Annotated in this window: 18 protein-coding genes, 1 tRNA gene and 2 pseudogenes; 17 read left to right on the forward strand and 4 right to left on the reverse strand. The window is 46.4% G+C overall.

Going from position 1 to position 17,368, the window contains the following annotated elements; genetic code table 11:
- Positions 1–102: 102 nt before the first annotated feature.
- The 3 genes from ACZMB2_RS02415 to ACZMB2_RS02425 all read left to right on the forward strand — a co-directional run bounded on the left by ACZMB2_RS02415 (position 103) and on the right by ACZMB2_RS02425 (position 2,804).
- Positions 103–912, forward strand: a complete 810-nt coding sequence (locus ACZMB2_RS02415; RefSeq protein WP_487595462.1) for an MBL fold metallo-hydrolase — start codon at positions 103–105, stop codon at positions 910–912.
- 126 nt (positions 913–1,038) lie between these two features.
- Entirely contained in the window at positions 1,039–1,878 is an 840-nt protein-coding gene (locus tag ACZMB2_RS02420) for a transketolase (RefSeq protein ID WP_487595344.1), read from the forward strand.
- On the forward strand, positions 1,866–2,804 hold the full coding sequence (locus ACZMB2_RS02425; RefSeq protein WP_487595345.1) for a transketolase family protein: 939 nt from the start codon (positions 1,866–1,868) through the stop codon (positions 2,802–2,804). The genes ACZMB2_RS02420 and ACZMB2_RS02425 overlap by 13 nt, the downstream gene beginning before the upstream one ends.
- A 75-nt stretch (positions 2,805–2,879) precedes the next feature.
- Here the strand turns inward: ACZMB2_RS02425 and ACZMB2_RS02430 are convergent, their stop codons facing one another.
- The gene (locus tag ACZMB2_RS02430; RefSeq protein WP_487595346.1) at positions 2,880–3,359 is read right to left on the reverse strand and encodes an S-ribosylhomocysteine lyase; all 480 of its coding nucleotides are present in this window, start codon (positions 3,357–3,359) and stop codon (positions 2,880–2,882) included.
- Positions 3,360–3,465: 106 nt separating this feature from the next.
- Here ACZMB2_RS02430 and mgtE point away from each other — a divergent pair, with 106 nt between their 5' ends.
- The 5 genes and pseudogenes from mgtE to ACZMB2_RS02455 form a co-directional block, all read left to right on the forward strand.
- Positions 3,466–4,815, forward strand: coding sequence for a magnesium transporter (mgtE, locus tag ACZMB2_RS02435; RefSeq protein ID WP_487595463.1), 1,350 nt, complete (start codon positions 3,466–3,468; stop codon positions 4,813–4,815).
- Between the two features lie 20 nt (positions 4,816–4,835).
- Positions 4,836–5,840 carry a tryptophan--tRNA ligase gene (gene trpS / locus ACZMB2_RS02440; RefSeq protein WP_487595347.1) on the forward strand — a complete coding sequence of 335 codons (1,005 nt, stop codon included), beginning with the start codon at positions 4,836–4,838 and terminating at the stop codon, positions 5,838–5,840.
- 17 nt (positions 5,841–5,857) lie between these two features.
- Complete coding sequence (locus ACZMB2_RS02445) at positions 5,858–6,355, forward strand: flavin reductase family protein (protein ID WP_487595348.1); 498 nt, start codon at positions 5,858–5,860, stop codon at positions 6,353–6,355.
- 1 nt (position 6,356) lies between these two features.
- Entirely contained in the window at positions 6,357–7,262 is a 906-nt protein-coding gene (locus ACZMB2_RS02450) for an RluA family pseudouridine synthase (protein WP_487595349.1), read from the forward strand.
- An 11-nt stretch (positions 7,263–7,273) separates the two neighbouring features.
- A pseudogene (locus ACZMB2_RS02455) lies at positions 7,274–7,468 on the forward strand (VOC family protein); the annotation flags it as partial.
- Here ACZMB2_RS02455 and ACZMB2_RS02460 read toward each other — a convergent pair.
- Positions 7,465–8,124, reverse strand: coding sequence for an epoxyqueuosine reductase QueH (locus tag ACZMB2_RS02460; protein WP_487595350.1), 660 nt, complete (start codon positions 8,122–8,124; stop codon positions 7,465–7,467). The pseudogene ACZMB2_RS02455 and the gene ACZMB2_RS02460 sit on opposite strands and share 4 nt — an antisense overlap.
- A 109-nt stretch (positions 8,125–8,233) precedes the next feature.
- On the opposite strand from ACZMB2_RS02460, the gene ACZMB2_RS02465 reads away from it, so the two are divergent.
- Together ACZMB2_RS02465 and ACZMB2_RS02470 are read left to right on the forward strand one after the other, a co-directional pair.
- Positions 8,234–8,776 (forward strand): nitroreductase family protein, encoded by a 543-nt coding sequence (locus ACZMB2_RS02465; protein ID WP_487595351.1) that lies wholly within the window; start codon positions 8,234–8,236, stop codon positions 8,774–8,776.
- 17 nt (positions 8,777–8,793) lie between these two features.
- Positions 8,794–9,042 (forward strand): kinase, encoded by a 249-nt coding sequence (locus ACZMB2_RS02470; RefSeq protein WP_487595352.1) that lies wholly within the window; start codon positions 8,794–8,796, stop codon positions 9,040–9,042.
- Positions 9,043–9,079: 37 nt separating this feature from the next.
- On the opposite strand, the gene ACZMB2_RS02475 is transcribed toward ACZMB2_RS02470, so the two are convergent.
- A tRNA-Ser gene (locus ACZMB2_RS02475) sits at positions 9,080–9,167 on the reverse strand.
- A gap of 384 nt (positions 9,168–9,551) precedes the next feature.
- Between ACZMB2_RS02475 and rsxC the strand changes: the two genes are divergently transcribed.
- From rsxC to ACZMB2_RS02510, 7 genes and pseudogenes are all read left to right on the forward strand, one after another.
- Entirely contained in the window at positions 9,552–10,886 is a 1,335-nt protein-coding gene (rsxC, locus tag ACZMB2_RS02480; RefSeq protein WP_487595353.1) for an electron transport complex subunit RsxC, read from the forward strand.
- A 15-nt stretch (positions 10,887–10,901) separates the two neighbouring features.
- Positions 10,902–11,810 (forward strand): annotated as a pseudogene (locus tag ACZMB2_RS02485) (RnfABCDGE type electron transport complex subunit D); the annotation flags it as partial.
- A 39-nt stretch (positions 11,811–11,849) separates the two neighbouring features.
- The gene (locus tag ACZMB2_RS02490; protein WP_487595464.1) at positions 11,850–12,449 is read left to right on the forward strand and encodes an RnfABCDGE type electron transport complex subunit G; all 600 of its coding nucleotides are present in this window, start codon (positions 11,850–11,852) and stop codon (positions 12,447–12,449) included.
- Between the two features lie 12 nt (positions 12,450–12,461).
- Positions 12,462–13,139, forward strand: a complete 678-nt coding sequence (gene rsxE / locus ACZMB2_RS02495) for an electron transport complex subunit RsxE (protein WP_487595354.1) — start codon at positions 12,462–12,464, stop codon at positions 13,137–13,139.
- Positions 13,136–13,708 (forward strand): electron transport complex protein RnfA, encoded by a 573-nt coding sequence (locus tag ACZMB2_RS02500; RefSeq protein ID WP_487595355.1) that lies wholly within the window; start codon positions 13,136–13,138, stop codon positions 13,706–13,708. Before rsxE ends, ACZMB2_RS02500 begins: the two co-directional genes overlap by 4 nt.
- 15 nt (positions 13,709–13,723) lie before the next feature.
- Positions 13,724–14,512 (forward strand): RnfABCDGE type electron transport complex subunit B, encoded by a 789-nt coding sequence (locus ACZMB2_RS02505; protein ID WP_487595356.1) that lies wholly within the window; start codon positions 13,724–13,726, stop codon positions 14,510–14,512.
- Between the two features lie 3 nt (positions 14,513–14,515).
- Complete coding sequence (locus ACZMB2_RS02510) at positions 14,516–15,547, forward strand: FAD:protein FMN transferase (RefSeq protein WP_487595357.1); 1,032 nt, start codon at positions 14,516–14,518, stop codon at positions 15,545–15,547.
- A 72-nt stretch (positions 15,548–15,619) separates the two neighbouring features.
- On the opposite strand, the gene ACZMB2_RS02515 is transcribed toward ACZMB2_RS02510, so the two are convergent.
- Positions 15,620–17,359, reverse strand: a complete 1,740-nt coding sequence (locus tag ACZMB2_RS02515; protein ID WP_487595358.1) for an Rqc2 family fibronectin-binding protein — start codon at positions 17,357–17,359, stop codon at positions 15,620–15,622.
- Between the last annotated feature and the right edge of the window lie 9 nt (positions 17,360–17,368).

Consider the following 17,368-nt stretch of genomic DNA (forward strand, 5'->3'; position numbering starts at 1 on the left):
GCAGGCTCTTTTTGCGAAGCAAAACTTCCAATGAGCCTGCGAAATCGTTACTGGAACGAGGCACGAGTGAACAGTAATAACGATAAACGAGGAAAGATACAGATGAAAGAAGAAACATTAATCCTGCTTGGAACCGGTAATGCGACAGTTACCAGATGCTTTAATACCTGTTTTGCCATCAAACGCGGCGAAGAGTATTTTCTGGTAGATACAGGCGGTGGAAATGGAATTATGACCCAGCTGGAAAAAGCCAATATTCCAATGGAGTCCATTCACGAAATTTTTATGAGCCATGAACACACAGATCATCTGCTTGGTCTGATCTGGCTGATCCGCATGATTGCCACGAAAATGAAAAAAGGCCAGTATGAAGGAAATCTCAATATTTACTGCCATGCCGATCTGAAAGATATTATTCTGACGATCACTAAACTGACGGTACAGGACAAATTTTTCAAGATGATCGGAGAGAGAATCTTCATCAATCCGGTAGAAGACCAGGAAGTCAGAAAAGTCATGGGTTACGAGCTCACCTTTTTTGATATTCATTCTACAAAAGCAAAACAGTTCGGCTTTACTATGCGGCTGATGAACGGAAAGAAATTCACCTTCCTCGGTGATGAACCTTATCAGGAGCATGAGCACGAATATGCAGTCGATGCGGACTGGCTTCTCCATGAGGCGTTCTGCCTGTACAGAGACAGAGACATTTATAAGCCTTATGAGAAACATCATACGACAGTAAAAGAAGCCTGTGAGCATGCGGAAGAATTAAGAGCAAAAAATCTGATTCTGTATCATACGGAAGATAAAAATCTTGCGGACAGAAGAAAACTGTATACGGAAGAGGGACAGCAGTATTATCATGGTAATCTGATTGTTCCTGATGATCTGGATAGAATCCTTTTATAGCTATGAGCAGGAGGAAGCACCCGAAAGGGGGCTTCCTTTTGTTGTTCTCAAAAAGAAAGACTTGAAAAAAGCGGAAAATATGGTAGTATAGTAACTGAATTATTATGAGCAGAAAAGGAGATAACTATGCAGACTCTAGAACTGAAAAAAATTGCAAATGAAGTCCGCAAAGGAATCGTAACTGCAGTGCACAGCGCAAAAGCAGGACATCCGGGCGGATCTTTATCTGCAGCAGACATTTTTACATATCTCTATTTTGAGGAGATGAACATTGATCCGAAGAATCCGACTGATCCGGACAGAGACCGTTTCGTACTTTCCAAAGGACATACGGCTCCTGGATATTACAGTGCAATGGCACAGAGAGGATACTTCCCGGTTGAAGAGCTGCTTACCCTTCGTCATGTAGACAGCCGCCTTCAGGGACATCCGTGCATGCAGGATCTTCCGGGCATTGATATGTCTTCAGGATCTCTGGGACAGGGAATCTCCGCAGCAGTAGGTATGGCAATCGCCGGAAAACTGGATAACAAATCCTATCGTGTATACACCTTACTGGGTGATGGCGAGATTCAGGAAGGCCAGGTATGGGAGGCTTCCATGTTGGCTGGACATCGTCACCTGGACAACCTGGTAGTGATCGTTGATAACAATGGTCTTCAGATCGATGGAAAAATCGAAGATGTAAACTCTCCGTATCCGATCGACAAAAAATTCGAGGCATTTAATTTCCATGTAATCAATGTTGCAGACGGAAATGATATGGATCAGTTAAGAGCTGCTTTTGAGGAAGCGAAGACTGTAAAAGGACAGCCGACCGCTATTATTGCAAAAACTGTAAAAGGTAAGGGCGTATCCTTCATGGAGAACCAGGCATCTTGGCACGGAACTGCTCCGAACGATGAGCAGTATGCAGTAGCAATGGCAGATTTGGAGAAAGTAGGTGAAGCATTATGTCAGAAGTAAAGAAGATCGCAACAAGAGAAAGCTACGGTAACGCTCTGGCAGAGCTTGGCGCACAGAATCCGAATGTGGTTGTACTTGATGCAGACCTTGCAGGAGCTACCAAGACTGCTATATTTAAAAAAGCATTCCCGGAGCGTCACATTGACTGTGGTATCGCAGAGGGAAATATGATGGGAGTAGCAGCAGGACTTGCTACTTGCGGAAAAGTTGTTTTCGCTTCTTCTTTCGCAATGTTCGCAGCAGGAAGAGCATTTGAGCAGGTTCGTAACTCTATCGGATATCCGCATCTGAATGTAAAGATCGGAGCTACTCATGCAGGAATCTCTGTAGGTGAGGACGGAGCTACCCATCAGTGTAATGAGGATATTGCTATCATGCGTACGATCCCGGGAATGACTATCATCTGCCCGGCTGACGATGTAGAAGCAAGAGCTGCAGTAAAAGCAGCAGCTGAGTACGAAGGACCGGTTTATTTAAGATTTGGCCGTCTGGCTGTTCCGGTAATCAACGACGAGGCAACTTACAAGTTTGAGATTGGAAAAGGAATTACCATGAAGGAAGGTAAAGATGTAACCATCATTGCTACCGGACTTGAGGTAAACGAGAGCCTTGAAGCTGCAAAGCTTCTTGAGGCAGACGGAATCTCCGCAGAGGTAATTGACATCCATACCATCAAACCGATCGACAGAGAGCTGGTAGTAGCATCAGCAAAGAAGACCGGAAAGGTTGTAACTGTTGAGGAGCACTCCATCATTGGAGGACTTGGTGGAGCAGTTGCAGAAGTTCTGGCTGAGGAGGCACCGACCAAGATGCTTCGCATCGGTATGATGGATCAGTTCGGAGAATCTGGTCCGGCAAAAGTCCTGATCGAGAAATATGGTCTGGACGCAAAGAGTATTTACGAGAAAGTAAAAGCTTGGCTGTAAGATTTGACTAATAAGAAATAAGAAAACCCAGAGACGGCATTCTGTCTCTGGGTTTTTTGCTGAGTAAAATTGAATTTAATCTGGATATACCAGACGTTCCTGGGAAATGTCGTAGAGCACCTCGTCCAGATATTTTCTGGCAAGATATTTTGCCATGGGCAGGTTCATGTCCAGATAATTGCCACAGTCTTTCGGACTGGCTCCGGGCACGTCTCCCTCAAAATCACGGATAAATTCATACATTTCAATCATCAGATTTACAATGTCACTGGATTCATAGTCACCGGCCAGCAGAAGATAGAATCCGGTCCGGCATCCCATGGGTCCAAAGTAAATGGTCTTGGAACCATAGAGCGGATGATTTCTTAAAAAGGTTGCACCCAGATGCTCAATGGTATGCACCTCTGCGGTATTCATGACCGGTTCATCATTGGGACTGGTCATACGCAGGTCAAAAGTAGTGATGACAGAGTCACCGACAGAGTCTTTACGCGATACATAGACACCCGGAATTAGGCGGATATGGTCTATAGTAAAGCTTGCAATTTTTTCCATAATTACGGCCTCCTTGTAGTTTCTCTCATCATAGCAAAGTTTGTTGACAAAGGCAAGGAAGAAAGATAAAATTGAAATATCGTGCAAAGGCACAAGGAGGGCGCAGCTGATGGATCAATATAATCTGGATGAATTATTTCAATTTGTGGAGGAACACAAATACCGCTTGCTGCGTTCTCGTCTGGCGGAGATGAATGAAGCGGATATTGCAGAATTCATGGAAGAACTGGATCGCAATCAGGGAATGCTCATTTTCCGTATGCTGCCTAAAGATCAGGCAGCGGATGTGTTTGCATTTCTGGAACCGGATGTACAGGAACATATCATTAACAGTATTAATGATGCGGAAGTTAGTAAGATTGTGGAAGATCTGTTCGTGGATGATGCTGTTGACATGTTGGAAGAATTGCCGGCAACGGTGGTAAAGAGAGTGATGCGGGCAGCAACTCCGGAGACGAGAAAACTGATCAATCAGTTTCTGCAATATCCGGAGAACAGTGCCGGAAGCATTATGACGGCAGAATACATCGGTTTAAAAAAATACATGAATGTAGAGCAGGCATTTGCCTATATTCGCGCTCATGGTGTTGATAAGGAGACCATTTATACCTGCTTTGTGACAGACGGCCAGCGAAGACTGGAAGGTGTTGTTACGATCAAGGATCTGCTCATGAATCCCTATGAGACCAAGATCCAGGATATTATGGATGAAAATATCATCAAGACAGTGACGACGGAAGATCAGGAAGAGGTAGTGGAACTTTTTAATAAATATGATCTTATTTGTCTCCCGGTGGTAGACCACGAGGATCGTCTGGTAGGAATTGTTACGGTTGATGATATTGTGGATGTCATGGAAGAAGAGGCCACTGAGGATATTGAGAAGATGGCAGCGATGCTTCCCAGCGATAAGCCTTATCTGAAGACGGGAATCTTTGAATTGGCGAAAAACAGGATTGTCTGGCTGACAGTACTCATGTTAAGTTCGATGATTACAGGCAGCATTCTGACTTACTATGAAGCAGCTTTTGCAGCTCTGCCATTGCTGGTAAGCTTTGTACCCATGCTGACAGGAACCGGAGGAAATGCAGGAAGCCAGTCCAGTACGACTATTATCCGTGCTATGACCATTGGAGATGTGAAACCCATGGATATTCTGAAGGTAATCTGGAAGGAAATCCGGGTAGCGGTAGTAGTGGGCATCATCCTGGCGGGACTCAATTTTGTTCGCCTGATGCTCCAGTATCCGGGAGAGACACTGGTGTGTGTGACGGTTGTGGTGAGCCTGATGCTGACTATCATTCTGGCAAAGACTATTGGCTGTACTCTGCCGATCCTGGCTCAACTTCTGCATCTGGATCCTGCCATTATGGCGGCACCCCTTATTTCCACTATTGTGGATGCCTGCAGCCTGATCGTGTATTTTCAGATTGCATGCCACTTATTGAGTATATGAAAACAAGGAGATCAAAGGTTATGATAAATGAAAAAAAAGTATTGTTCAGCGGAATGCAGGCTACGGGAAACCTGACTCTTGGCAATTACCTGGGAGCCATGAAGAACTGGGTGACTCTGTGTGACGAGTATGAGTGCTTTTACAGCGTGGTTGATATGCACTCTATTACGGTTCGCCAGGATCCGGCAACTCTTCGTCAGAGAGCGAGAAATCTGCTGATGATTTACATTGCGGCAGGACTGGATCCGGAGAAAAACTGTCTCTACTATCAGTCCCATGTTTCCGGACATGCAGAGTTGGCGTGGATTCTTAACTGCTTTACCTATATGGGTGAACTGAACCGTATGACCCAGTTCAAGGATAAGGCGGCAAAGCATGCAGACAATATTAATGCCGGACTTTTTACCTATCCTGTGCTGATGGCGGCAGATATTCTTTTGTATCAGGCAGATGTGGTTCCGGTAGGAATTGACCAGATGCAGCATCTGGAGCTGACCAGAGATATTGCACAGCGTTTTAATGGTGTATACGGAGATGTATTTACCATTCCGGAGGCATACATCGGTAAAGTGGGAGCTAAGATCATGAGCCTTCAGGATCCGACAAAGAAAATGTCCAAGTCTGATGAAAACCCCAATGCGTCCATTTATCTGATGGATGACCCGGATACCATTATTCGAAAATGTAAACGTGCCGTGACGGATTCCGAGGCACAGATTCTCTATCGCGACGAACAGCCTGGAATCAAAAACCTGATTGATATTTACGGAGCCTGCACCGGCAAGACACCGGAAGAGGTAGTGAAAGAATTTGACGGAAAAGGCTATGGCGATTTTAAACTGGCGGTAGGAGAGTCCGTGGTCAGCGTGCTGAAACCGCTGCAGGAACGCTATGCAGAGCTTTCCAAAGATAAAGGTTATATCGACAGTATTATTAAAAATAATGCAGAAAAAGCAGGATATGTGGCAAACAAGACTCTGCGTAAAGTACAGCGCAAGGTTGGCTTTCCCGATCGTATCCGCTAAATGAGAGGAGAATTGGCATGAAAGAGATCAAACCGGAAGAACTTCAGAAAAACCCATTTCAGATGATTGGAAAAGAGTGGCTCCTGGTCACAGCAGAAAAAGAAGGCAAAACCAATACCATGACTGCTTCCTGGGGAGGCGTTGGCATTATGTGGGGCAAGCCGGTTGCTTACGTATTTATCCGCCCGCAGCGTTATACGAAGGAATTCATTGACGCTGGAGATCATTTCTCATTATCTGTGCTGGGAGAGGATTACAGAAAGACTCTGAATTATTTTGGAACTGTTTCCGGCCGCGATGAGGACAAGATTGCAAAATCAGGTCTGCATGTGGCACATGAGAACGGAACGCCGTATTTTGAGGAAGCCAATACGGTATTGGTGTGCAGAAAACTGTATGCACAGCCCTATGATCCGGCTTGCTTTATTGATAAGAGCTGCGACGAGAAATGGTATCCGAACAAGGATTATCATACGATGTACATTGCAGAGATCGAGAAAGTGCTTGTAGATTAAGATGATACGGACACTGACCTATACGGTAACGGAGGAAGAAGCAGGCGTCAGCCTTCTGGAGTGGCTTCGTGACAAAGGCTGTTCCCGGCAGGTGCTTGCTCATCTGAAAAATACAAAAGGACTCTTCAAAAATGGAGAACGTCCTTTTGCAAAGGAGCCGGTGCGATCAGGTGACCAGATAAAACTTCGACTGACGGAAGAGGCAGGCAGTGAGGGGATTGTCCCTGTCTGCCTGCCTTTTTCTGTGGTATACGAAGACGAAGATCTGCTGGTGATTGACAAACCTGCGGGACTGCCGGTCCACCCATCCATCAACCATTATGAAAATACCCTGGCTAACGGCATTATGTGGCGGTGCCGGGAAAAGGGTGAATATTTTCCGTTCCGTTGCGTAAATCGGCTGGATGCAGGAACCACAGGGCTTCTGATTATTGCGAAAAATATGTTCAGCGCCGCGGTTCTTTACAGTGCCATGAAGGAAAGGAAGATTAAAAGAACCTATCTGGCAGTGGCGTCTGGTGAAATCCGGGAACCGGGGACGGTGGACCTTCCCATTGGGCGAGTATCGGATTCTGTGATTGAACGATGTATTGATCAAGAGCATGGAGAGCAGGCGAGAACCCATTATGAACCGGTGGCTGTCTGCGAAGTACCGGGCAATGGAAGCTATACTATGCTGCGTCTTCAGCTGGAGACCGGACGTACTCATCAGATCCGGGTACACATGAAAGCCATCGGACATCCACTGGCAGGTGACTATCTCTATGCACCGGAGGATTGTTCGGCAGAACGGCCGCTTCTGCATTCCCGGAGCCTTGAATTTACCCATCCGGTGACGGGAGAACAGATGAAACTGACCGCGGAACTGCCAGAAGATATGAAAAATTATGCAAAATGGAAAAGATGAGAAGAACAGCATGGTTGAAAGAAATGGATCGTCCATATAATCTGGGAGACTGTGAATTCCATCTGGCATTCCGCGTGGATGATTATGAAGCAGCCCATGAAAAGCACAAAGAGATGGGATGTATCTGCTTTGAAAACCCTTCCATGGGCATTTATTTCATCCAGGATCCGGATGGTTACTGGTTGGAGATTGTACCGACCCGTTAGGCATTTAACGGAGCGTCGTCGCTGGTTGCAACGGCCTCCGGGTGACGTTCACGATAGGAAAAGACGCATCCACAATAGTCCTGCCGGTACATGCCATACTCGTGGGATAATTCGGTGGAACGTTTATAACCGTTTTTCTTTTTGAAATCGCTGGGGAGCCAGCGGACATGATAGGTGTCTGCCAGTTCTTCACCGATTTCATTTAGTTTGGGGGCATTTTTTAAGGGACTGATGGTGAGGGTAGTTGCAAAATAGTCAAGCCCCAGTTCCTTTGCTGCGTTGGCAGCTTCCGTAAGCCGCAGCCGATAGCAGGCAAAACAGCGTTCACCGCCTTCACGGATGTGCTCCAGACCTTTTACCGTCTGGTAGAAATCCTTTGGAATATAATCGCCTTCCACAAAAGAAATGGGATGCTTTACAGGAAGAAGACTGATGAAACGCTTCTGCTCCTCAGCACGGTAGCGGTACTCGCTTTCCGGATAAATGTTCGGGTTGTAGTACAGAACTGTGATTTTAAAATACTGGGACAGATATTCCAGCACATAGCTGCTGCAAGGTGCACAGCAGGAGTGAAGAAGAAGCGTGGGAACTTGACCTTCTGTTTCGATTTCTTTTATCAGATCGTCCAGTTCACGCTGGTAATTTCGTTTATTCATAATGAAAATTCCTTTCTGGAAGGTATTATATAGTGTAAATACCGTAGTTGCAAGTAGGAAGGGAACCCATTATAATAGAAAACAGGATGAAAAGCGAGGAGGATTTGCGATGGAAGCAATCACATGCATCAAAAACAGAAGAAGCATTCGAAAATATAAAGAGGACAGCATTCCGCACGAACTGATTGAGGAGATCGTGGATACTGCCAGATTTGCACCCAGCTGGAAAAATACCCAGACGGTCCGTTATATCTGTGTGGAAGATCCAGTGTTAAAGCAGCAGATTGCAGATCACTGCACGGAAGGATCTGCTCATAATGGAGATATTATCAGCCAGGCTCCGGCATTGATTGCACTTACTTATATTTCCGGACGTTCCGGCTACGAGCGGGATGGCTCCTTTACCACCACCAGAGGAGAGGCATGGGAGTGTTTTGATGCAGGTGTGGCAGCAGAGGCATTCTGTCTGGCAGCATGGGAAAAAGGATTAGGTACCTGTATTATGGGAATCTATGATGAAAAGAGGGTGGCAGCATTTCTGGAGCTGCCGGAAGGTATCCGGGTTGGCGCATTGATTCCTGTTGGTTATCCGGCAGACGAACCTGCAGCACCGAAGAGAAAAGATGTGGACATGCTTCTGGCATTCCGCTAAAGAGAAAGAAGAACACGATGGAAAATAGAAAGAGACTGGCAAAAGTCCGCGCATTTCTGGAAGATCGCGGCTGGGACTACAAATATACAGAGGAAGATGGCTGCGGCAGCATTGATTTTGATTACCGCGGCGTGCCTTATCATATCTGGGAATTCCATGATGATATCTGGGGCGTGGAAAATAATCTCCGTCATGGCGGCAAGCAGGAGGAATTGACAGGAGATTACGAAGAAGAAATCCTGGAGATTATGAAAGACTGGCATTAATGTGAAAAAGGCTTTCCCCAATGGGAAAGCCTTTTAGCGGAGACGGTGGGATTCGAACCCACGTGCCGGTTACCCGACAACTTGATTTCGAGTCAAGCTCGTTATGGCCACTTCGATACGTCTCCAAAATGAAACTCAACTATTATATTTTAACATAACAGAAACGGGAATGCAATTGTTAAACAATAAACGAAGAAAAAACTTTTCATAAACAGAAATTCGTGTTAGAATGAATTAAGGTTTCTAATAGGAGATATTGACTGATGAGGGATATAAGAAGGCTAGACAACAAGTTGAAAAAAGAAAACAGAGGTGCAATTGGTGCTGTATCATTTGTCTAAATTTTGACAAAGTGATACAGCATTTTTTATTAGAAGCTGATAGTTGACAGTCGGCTGCTGCACCGGCTGCAGTAAAATAAGGAGTATTAAGCAGTGCATACTTTATAGTTGTGATGGGGCAGTCTGCTGCATCACAACTGTGGAGATAGAGAAGGAGGAAAAGGCCATATGTATAAGAAAACATTTCATGGCGGCGTGCATCCGTATGACGGAAAAGAATTTGCACGTGATATTCCGTTTCAGACCTGGCTTCCGAAAGGAGAGTTGGTTTTTCATCTGAATCAGCATATTGGAAAACCGGCAAAACCACTGGTTCAAAAAGGAGACAGTGTGCTGGCGGGCCAGATCATTGCAGAGGCGGATGGCTTTGTATCGGCTAACATTATCAGTTCTGTTTCAGGAACCGTAAAAGCAATTGAAAAACGGGAAAATGTACTTGGTACGACAGATCTTTCCATCGTAGTTACCAATGATGGAGAGTATACGCTGACCGAAGGTGTGGGTGTAGAAGTTGATCCGGCTACGCTGACAACCCAGGAGATTCTGGCAAAAGTCAAAGCAGCTGGTATTGTAGGACTTGGCGGAGCAGGATTCCCGACCCATGTAAAGCTGGCACCGAAGGATCCGGCAGCCATCAAATATGTGATTGCCAATGGCGCAGAATGTGAGCCCTATATTACTTGCGATGATCAGCTCATGAGAACTTACGCAGATGAGATCGTTGCTGGATTGAAGATCATGCTTCAGCTCTTCCCGAATGCAGAGGGAGTTGTGCTGATTGAGGAAAATAAACCGGAAGCCATCGCAGCTGTTCAGAAGGCATGCGCCGGCGAAACCAACGTCCATGTTCATCCGGTACAGGTGAAGTATCCGCAGGGTGGTGAGCGCGCCATTATGGATGTGGTAGCAGGAAAACATATCAAACTTGGAATGCTTCCTGCAGATGTAGGATGTGTAGTAGACAATGTGGCAACTGTCCGTGCTATTTATCGTGCAGTTGCTAAATCAGAACCTTTGATGGAGAGAGGCTTCACAGTGTCCGGTGACGGCGTCAACAAACCGTGCAACCTGATGGTGAAGATCGGAACCTCATATGAAGAAATGCTGGAAGCGGCAGGCGGATTCAAGGATGGCGAGGAGCCGGAGAAGATCCTGTGCGGCGGTCCGATGATGGGATTTGCAATGCCGTGGCTTTCCGCAGCAGTTAATAAGAACAATAATGCCCTGACGGTTCTGAAAAAAGATCCGGTGGCAGAGGCAGAGAAACAGCAGACCGCATGTTTGCGCTGCGGACGCTGTGGTCAGGTCTGTCCGATTGGCCTGGTACCGCAGATGATGGCAGCAGCAGCCGAGAGAAAAGATTATGAACGCTATGAGAAGAAACTGTATGGTCTGGAATGTATTGCCTGCGGTTCCTGTACATTTATCTGTCCTGCGAAACGGCCGCTGATGCAGCTGTTCAAACAGACAAAAGCCGAGATCATGGCGGCTAAAAGAAAGTAAAGGGGGAGGAAAAAGATGAGTAAATTATACAATGTTTCTTCCAGCCCACATGTAAGGAGCAAGCTGACGACAGGTGTTGTCATGTATGATGTAATCCTGTGTCTTCTGCCTGCAACCGTCATGGGTATCTGGCATTTTAAAATGCAGGCATTGCTGGTTATTGCAGCATCCATCATTTCAGCTGTGCTGGCAGAATTTGTGTTTGATTACATAGCACATAGAGAAAATACATTGAAGGATGGCAGCGCCATTGTTACAGGACTTCTTCTTGCACTGTGTATTCCGGCAAGTGTTCCGCTCTATATCCCGTGCCTGGGCGCTGTATTTGCAATTATTGTTGCAAAGAACCTGTTTGGAGGACTTGGACATAACTTTATGAACCCGGCATTGGCTGGACGTTGTTTCCTGTTGATTTCTTTCAGCGGTATCGTTGCAAACTATGCGGTAGATGGATACAGTTCTGCAACTCCGCTGGCTCAGATGGCATCAGGTGAGGCGGTCAATGTAATACAGATGTTTATTGGAAATACCAGTGGTGTCATTGGTAACTCTACCATTGCATTGTTCATTGGAGGCATCATTCTGTTGGCAATGGGCGGAATTACTTTTGAAATTCCGGCAGCAATCTTAGTAAGCTTTACTGCATTTATTGCACTGTTCGGCGGACAGGGATTCAATCCGAATTTTCTTCTGGCACATCTGGCAGGCGGAGGAATCATGATGGCAGCATTCTTCATGGCAACCGATCCGGTCACAAGTCCGGTTACCTCTACCGGTCAGTTACTTTATGGTATTCTGATTGGTGTTCTGAGCGGTGTGTTCCGGATTTTCGGAAGCTCTGCAGACTCTGTCAGCTATGCAGTTGTCATTGGCAATATGGTGACTCCTCTGATCGATGAGATCTCTGTACCGGTTCCCTATGGCTGCAGAAAACAGAAAGAAGAGGGAGAGAAGAGTTTCCCGATCCCGAAGGCAGCAGTCATTCTTTGTGTGATCACCCTGATTGCAGGTGTCTGCTTAAGTGGTGTGCATGAGATGACTGCAGATACTATCGCAGAGCAGCGGCTTGCAGCGAGCGCAGCTTCTTATCAGGAAGTATGTCCGGAGGCAGAGACTTTCGAGCATGACGATACATTAAGCGCAGCAGTGGAAGCACTTGGCGGAGAAGTCTATGGTACTTCTTATGGAAATGTATATATTAATGATATCATCGTAGGAAAAGATGCATCCGGCAATACCGCGGGGTATGTATTCAGTGTGACCAGCGGCGACGGATATGCAGGAAACATCACGATCTCTGTTGGAATTTCTGCAGATGGAACGGTCAATGGCATCTCCTTCACAGAACTGAACGAGACCGCCGGAATGGGTATGCTTTGTGCTGAACCGGATTTCAAGGATCAGTTTAATGGCGTACAGACCGATCAGTTTACACTGAACAAGGCAGGAGATTCCACATCTGAGTCGGATATCAACTCTGTTTCCGGTGCATCCACCTCTTCAGGAGCTATTGTTAACGCAGTTAATGCTGCATTGGATTTTTATGCAGCAAATGTGAAGTAGGAGGTCTGGAATATGAAACCGTGGGTAGAACGTATCTATAATGGTGTTGTAAAAGAAAATCCGTCCTTTGTACTGATGCTTGGTATGTGTCCGACATTGGCAGTTACCACGTCGGCTTCCAATGGTATCGGTATGGGACTTTCCACGATGGCGGTACTGATCGTATCCAACCTGATCATTTCGCTGGTTCGTAAGATCGTTCCGGATGATGTACGTCTTCCGGCATATATCGTAATCGTGGCATCTCTGGTAACAGTGGTAGAGCTTCTGATGGAAGCTTATACCCCATCCATCTACAGCGCTCTGGGAATTTATATTCCGCTGATCGTTGTAAACTGTATCATCCTTGGACGTGCAGAGGCATATGCATCCAAGAACCCGCCATTCCTGTCAGTTATGGACGGTGTCGGCATGGGCCTGGGATTCACCATTGCCCTGCTTCTGATCGGTATGGTCAGAGAACTTGTAGGAGCAGGAACTTTGTTCGGTATGCAGGTGACTCCGGAAATGTATAATCCGGTGGGTATTTTTGTAAAAGCTCCGGGCGCATTTCTGGTATTGGCATTCCTTGTTGCAATTATGAATGCGGTAGGTATGAAGACCCGCGCCAATAAAGTGGTGGAAGGCTGTGACGGCTGCTGTGCTGCCTGCTCTCAGTCCTGCACGGATAAGAAGGAGGAAAAAGCATGACATCCTTGATTATGATTGTGGTGAGCAGTGCTTTGGTCAGCAATGTAGTGCTTAGCCAGTTCCTTGGAATCTGCTCATTCTTGGGTGTATCCCGGCAGATCAAAACATCAGCCAGTCTGGGAGGCGCAGTAATCTTTGTTATTACCATTGCTTCAGCAGTGGCAAGCCTTCTGTATGATTATGTACTGACTCCGCTGAATCTTGACTATCTGAAGACTATCGTGTTTATTCTGGTCATCGCAGCGCTGGTACAGTTAGTAGAAATGTTCTTAAAGAAGACCTCCCGTGCGATCTATGAGGCACTGGGAATTTATCTTCCGCTGATTACTACCAACTGTGCAGTTCTCGGTGTGGCACTGACCAATGTACAGAATGGTTACAACCTGCTTGAGAGTGTTCTGTGCGGATTTGGTACAGCACTTGGTTACACGATTGCCATCGTACTTCTGGCAGGTATCAGAGGCAGACTGGATGAGGAAGCAATTCCGGCACCGTTTCGCGGGGCTCCGATCGTGCTTCTGTGTGCAGCACTGATGTCGATTGCATTCATGGGCTTTGCCGGTCTGTAACAGGGGGAGAAGAATATGCAGGAAATTATCATTACGACCGTAGTTATCGGTGTGATCGGTCTTGTCATCGGAATTGCACTGGTAGCTGCAGGAAAGAAATTTTATGTGGCAGTGGACGAGAAAGCCATTGCAGTCAGAGAGTGTCTCCCGGGAAATAACTGTGGTGCCTGCGGTTATGCAGGCTGCGATGCAGTGGCAGCAGCCATTGCAGCAGGAGAAGCGCCGGTCAATGCCTGCCCGGTCAGCTCCGCAGATGTGGTAGACAAGATCGGTGCGATCATGGGTGTGGAGGCAGAAGCAGCCCAGAAAAAGACCGCACAGGTAAAATGTTCCGGAGATTGTGATCATACCTCTGCAAAATGTAATTACGTAGGAATCGAAGACTGCCGTGCAGCTGCTTTGGCAGGCCTGAATACCGGATCCTGTACTTTTGGATGTCTGGGTTATGGTTCCTGTGTGAAAGCCTGTACCTATGATGCCATTCATGTAGTAAACGGTGTGGCAAAGGTAGATACTTCCAAATGTGTAGGCTGTGGTATGTGTGCAAAGGCCTGTCCGAAGGGACTCATCGAAGTTGTTCGCGCAGACCGTGCATTTGTGGTTCAGTGTTCCAACAAAGACAGAGGACCTGCAGTGAAAAAGGTATGTTCTGCAGGATGTCTCGGATGCGGTGCCTGTGTAAAACAGTGCGAGCATGATGCAATTCACGTGGAAGGAAATCTGGCATATATCGATTATGATAAATGCGTGGGCTGCGGTAAATGCGCAGAGAAATGCCCGGCAAAGAATATTGTCAGACAGTAAATTATGAATCGGAAACCGATATTATTCGGACTTGGGATTATAACAGCCGGCATGATTGCCGGCTGTATCCTTCAGTATCGGAATGAAACAGTTAATAAAGAATGCACCAGGCAGCTGTTTGCTATGGATACGGTGATGTCTTTCACTGCTTATGGAAAGAACAGTGAGCAGGCAGTAGATGCGGCCGTGAAGGAAGTACAGCGGTTGGATGAGCTGTTATCTACCGGTAATCCGGACAGCGAGGTGTCTGCAATCAATACCAAGGGAAGCGGAACGCTTTCTGATGATACAAAAACGATCCTTACAGAGGCAATGGAGATTTACAGGGAGACGGATGGACTTTTTGATGTGACCATCTATCCACTCATGCAGCTGTGGGGATTCCCAACACAGGAATATCATGTGCCCACTGAATCAGAGCTCCAGAAAGCTTTAACGAAAGTAGACGCATCTCAGATTGTGATAGAGGGGGATCAGGTGACGCTTGGTACTGGTCAGCAGATGGATCTGGGCGGTATTGCAAAGGGATATACCTCAGCGCGGATTATGGAGATCTATCGTGAATATGGGATCACTTCCGGTATGGTGTCTTTGGGAGGAAATGTACAGACGCTGGGAACCAGACCGGATGGGAAAGACTGGAACATTGGAATCCAGAATCCGGATGGGCAGCAGGGATCCTTACTGGCCGCACTGCCGGTGGAAAATAAAGCGGTCATTACTTCTGGCGGGTATGAAAGGTATTTTGAAGAAGATGGAAATACCTATATTCATATTTTAAACCCGAAAACCGGTTATCCGGCAGACAGTGGACTTGTGTCTGTGTCCATCATCTCTGAAAATGGAATGCTGGCAGATGCGCTGTCTACTTCTCTGTATCTGATGGGGGAAGAAAAAGCAGCAGAATATTGGCGGACCCACGCGGATGCTTTTGATATGATACTGGAAGATAAGGATGGAATCCTGTATGTGACAGAAGGAATCAGTCAGGAGATTCAGACAGATAACACCATGATCGTTTTGAACATCAATTAGTAAAACAGCCGCAGCTGTCGAATAAATGAAAATTTATTCGACAGCTACGGCTTCTTTTTCTTTGAGAATATGTCAGCTGATCTGCTGAATCCCTGAAATATCAGAATCAATCATCATGGAATAATTGGTGTAGTAGACTACAAATCCCGGTTTGGAACCGTTGGGTTTTTTGACTTGTTTTTTCTCTACATAATCAATTTCTATTTTTTCTGCATTCCGGTTGCTGGAATAGTAGGCAGCCAGACGTGCGGCTTCTTCGAAAGTGCGATCCGGCAGTTCCTTTCCGCTGGACTGAACAATGACGTGAGAACCGGGAGCTCCTTTTGCATGGAACCACCAGTCGTTGCCTTTCGCAAACTGAAAGGTCAGTTCATCGTTCTGCAGGTTGTTTTTACCTACATATATGTCGAATCCATCAGAAGATACATAGTGGAAGGGCTTGGATGTGATTTTTGCTTTCTTGTGTCCGGCGGGACGTTTGTGAATATAACCGGACTGGATCAGTTCCTCCCGAATCTGGGTTAAATCTTCTTCCTGCAGGGCGATATCCAGAGCAGTCTGGATGGAGCGGAGATGTTGAATCTCTGCGCCGGTCTCTTCCAGAAGTTTGGTGACGGCTTCACAGGTACGTTTCAGCTTGCCATATTTGTCGAAATATTTAGTGGCATTTTCCTGTACCGGAATCTGCGGATCCAGTGGAATGGTGATTTCTTCACCGGTGTAGTAATTCAATGCCATGAAACTTTTACTTCCGGGGGCAACATCATATCCATAGGTGTTGATCAGTTCCCCGTAAATCCGGTATTTTTCACGTTTTTCGGTGTCTTTTAGCTGCTTTGTCTGGAGATCATATTTTTTGACATTTCGTTCCAGAGCAGTCTGTACGATACGGCGCAGATCCGTGGACTTCTGTCGGATACGGGTCAGCGTATTTTTTTCAGCATAATAGTGTTCCAGCATGCCGGAAACCAAAGGATAGGATTCTTTTCGGCAGTGGTCATAAAGGGTCAGCGGCAGACAGGAAAACTCAATCGGATTTTTTCCATCGTAATAAACACAGGGCATGTAATTACCGGAAGCCAGAGGTTCCAGATAACGGTTCAGAGTCCGGTACAGATGAATGAGTTCATCCTGCTCAAAAGTTCCGGCCGGACGGTCGGAATCTAGGGATGCTTCGTGACAGATCTCCTCTGCTGCAACAGGACTTAATCCAGTGAGAGAAGTGTAAAGTGCCTTGGATAGTTTTGCTGCTTTGGCACTGACTGATCTGATAAATGTTTCCTCTGAAACTGTCAGAGGATTTTCCTTTTCCTGAGTTTCAGGAATGAAATACGGGCGCCCCGGGAGTACCTCACGGACGGAACTGATCTGAGCAGATATGTGTTTAATGCTGTCGATAATCTGATCCTGGTCTGAGCAGAAAATAATATTGCTGTATTTTCCCATAAGTTCAACAATCAGATATTTGCGGCAAAGATCGCCCATCTCATCCAGATGCTCGATCTCAAAACGGAGTACACGTTCCAGAGACGGCTGGGTAACGGAAATGATGCGGCCACCGCTGATGTGTTTGCGGAGCAGCATACAGAAATTCGGTGCAGTCAGAGGACTTGTTTTGTTGTTCTGAGTCAGATAGACAAGGGGCAGGCTTGCGGAAGCAGAGAGCAGCAGACGGAAATTCCCTTCCTGGGATTTGACTGTTAAGAGAAGCTCGTCTGTCTCCGGCTGCGCAATCTTGGAAATGCGGCCGCCGGCAAGATTTTTATTTAATTCATGTGCCATGCAGGCAACGGTAATACCATCAAAAGCCATAATAAATCT

It is taken from the genome of Hominiventricola sp. (genome assembly GCF_057604405.1).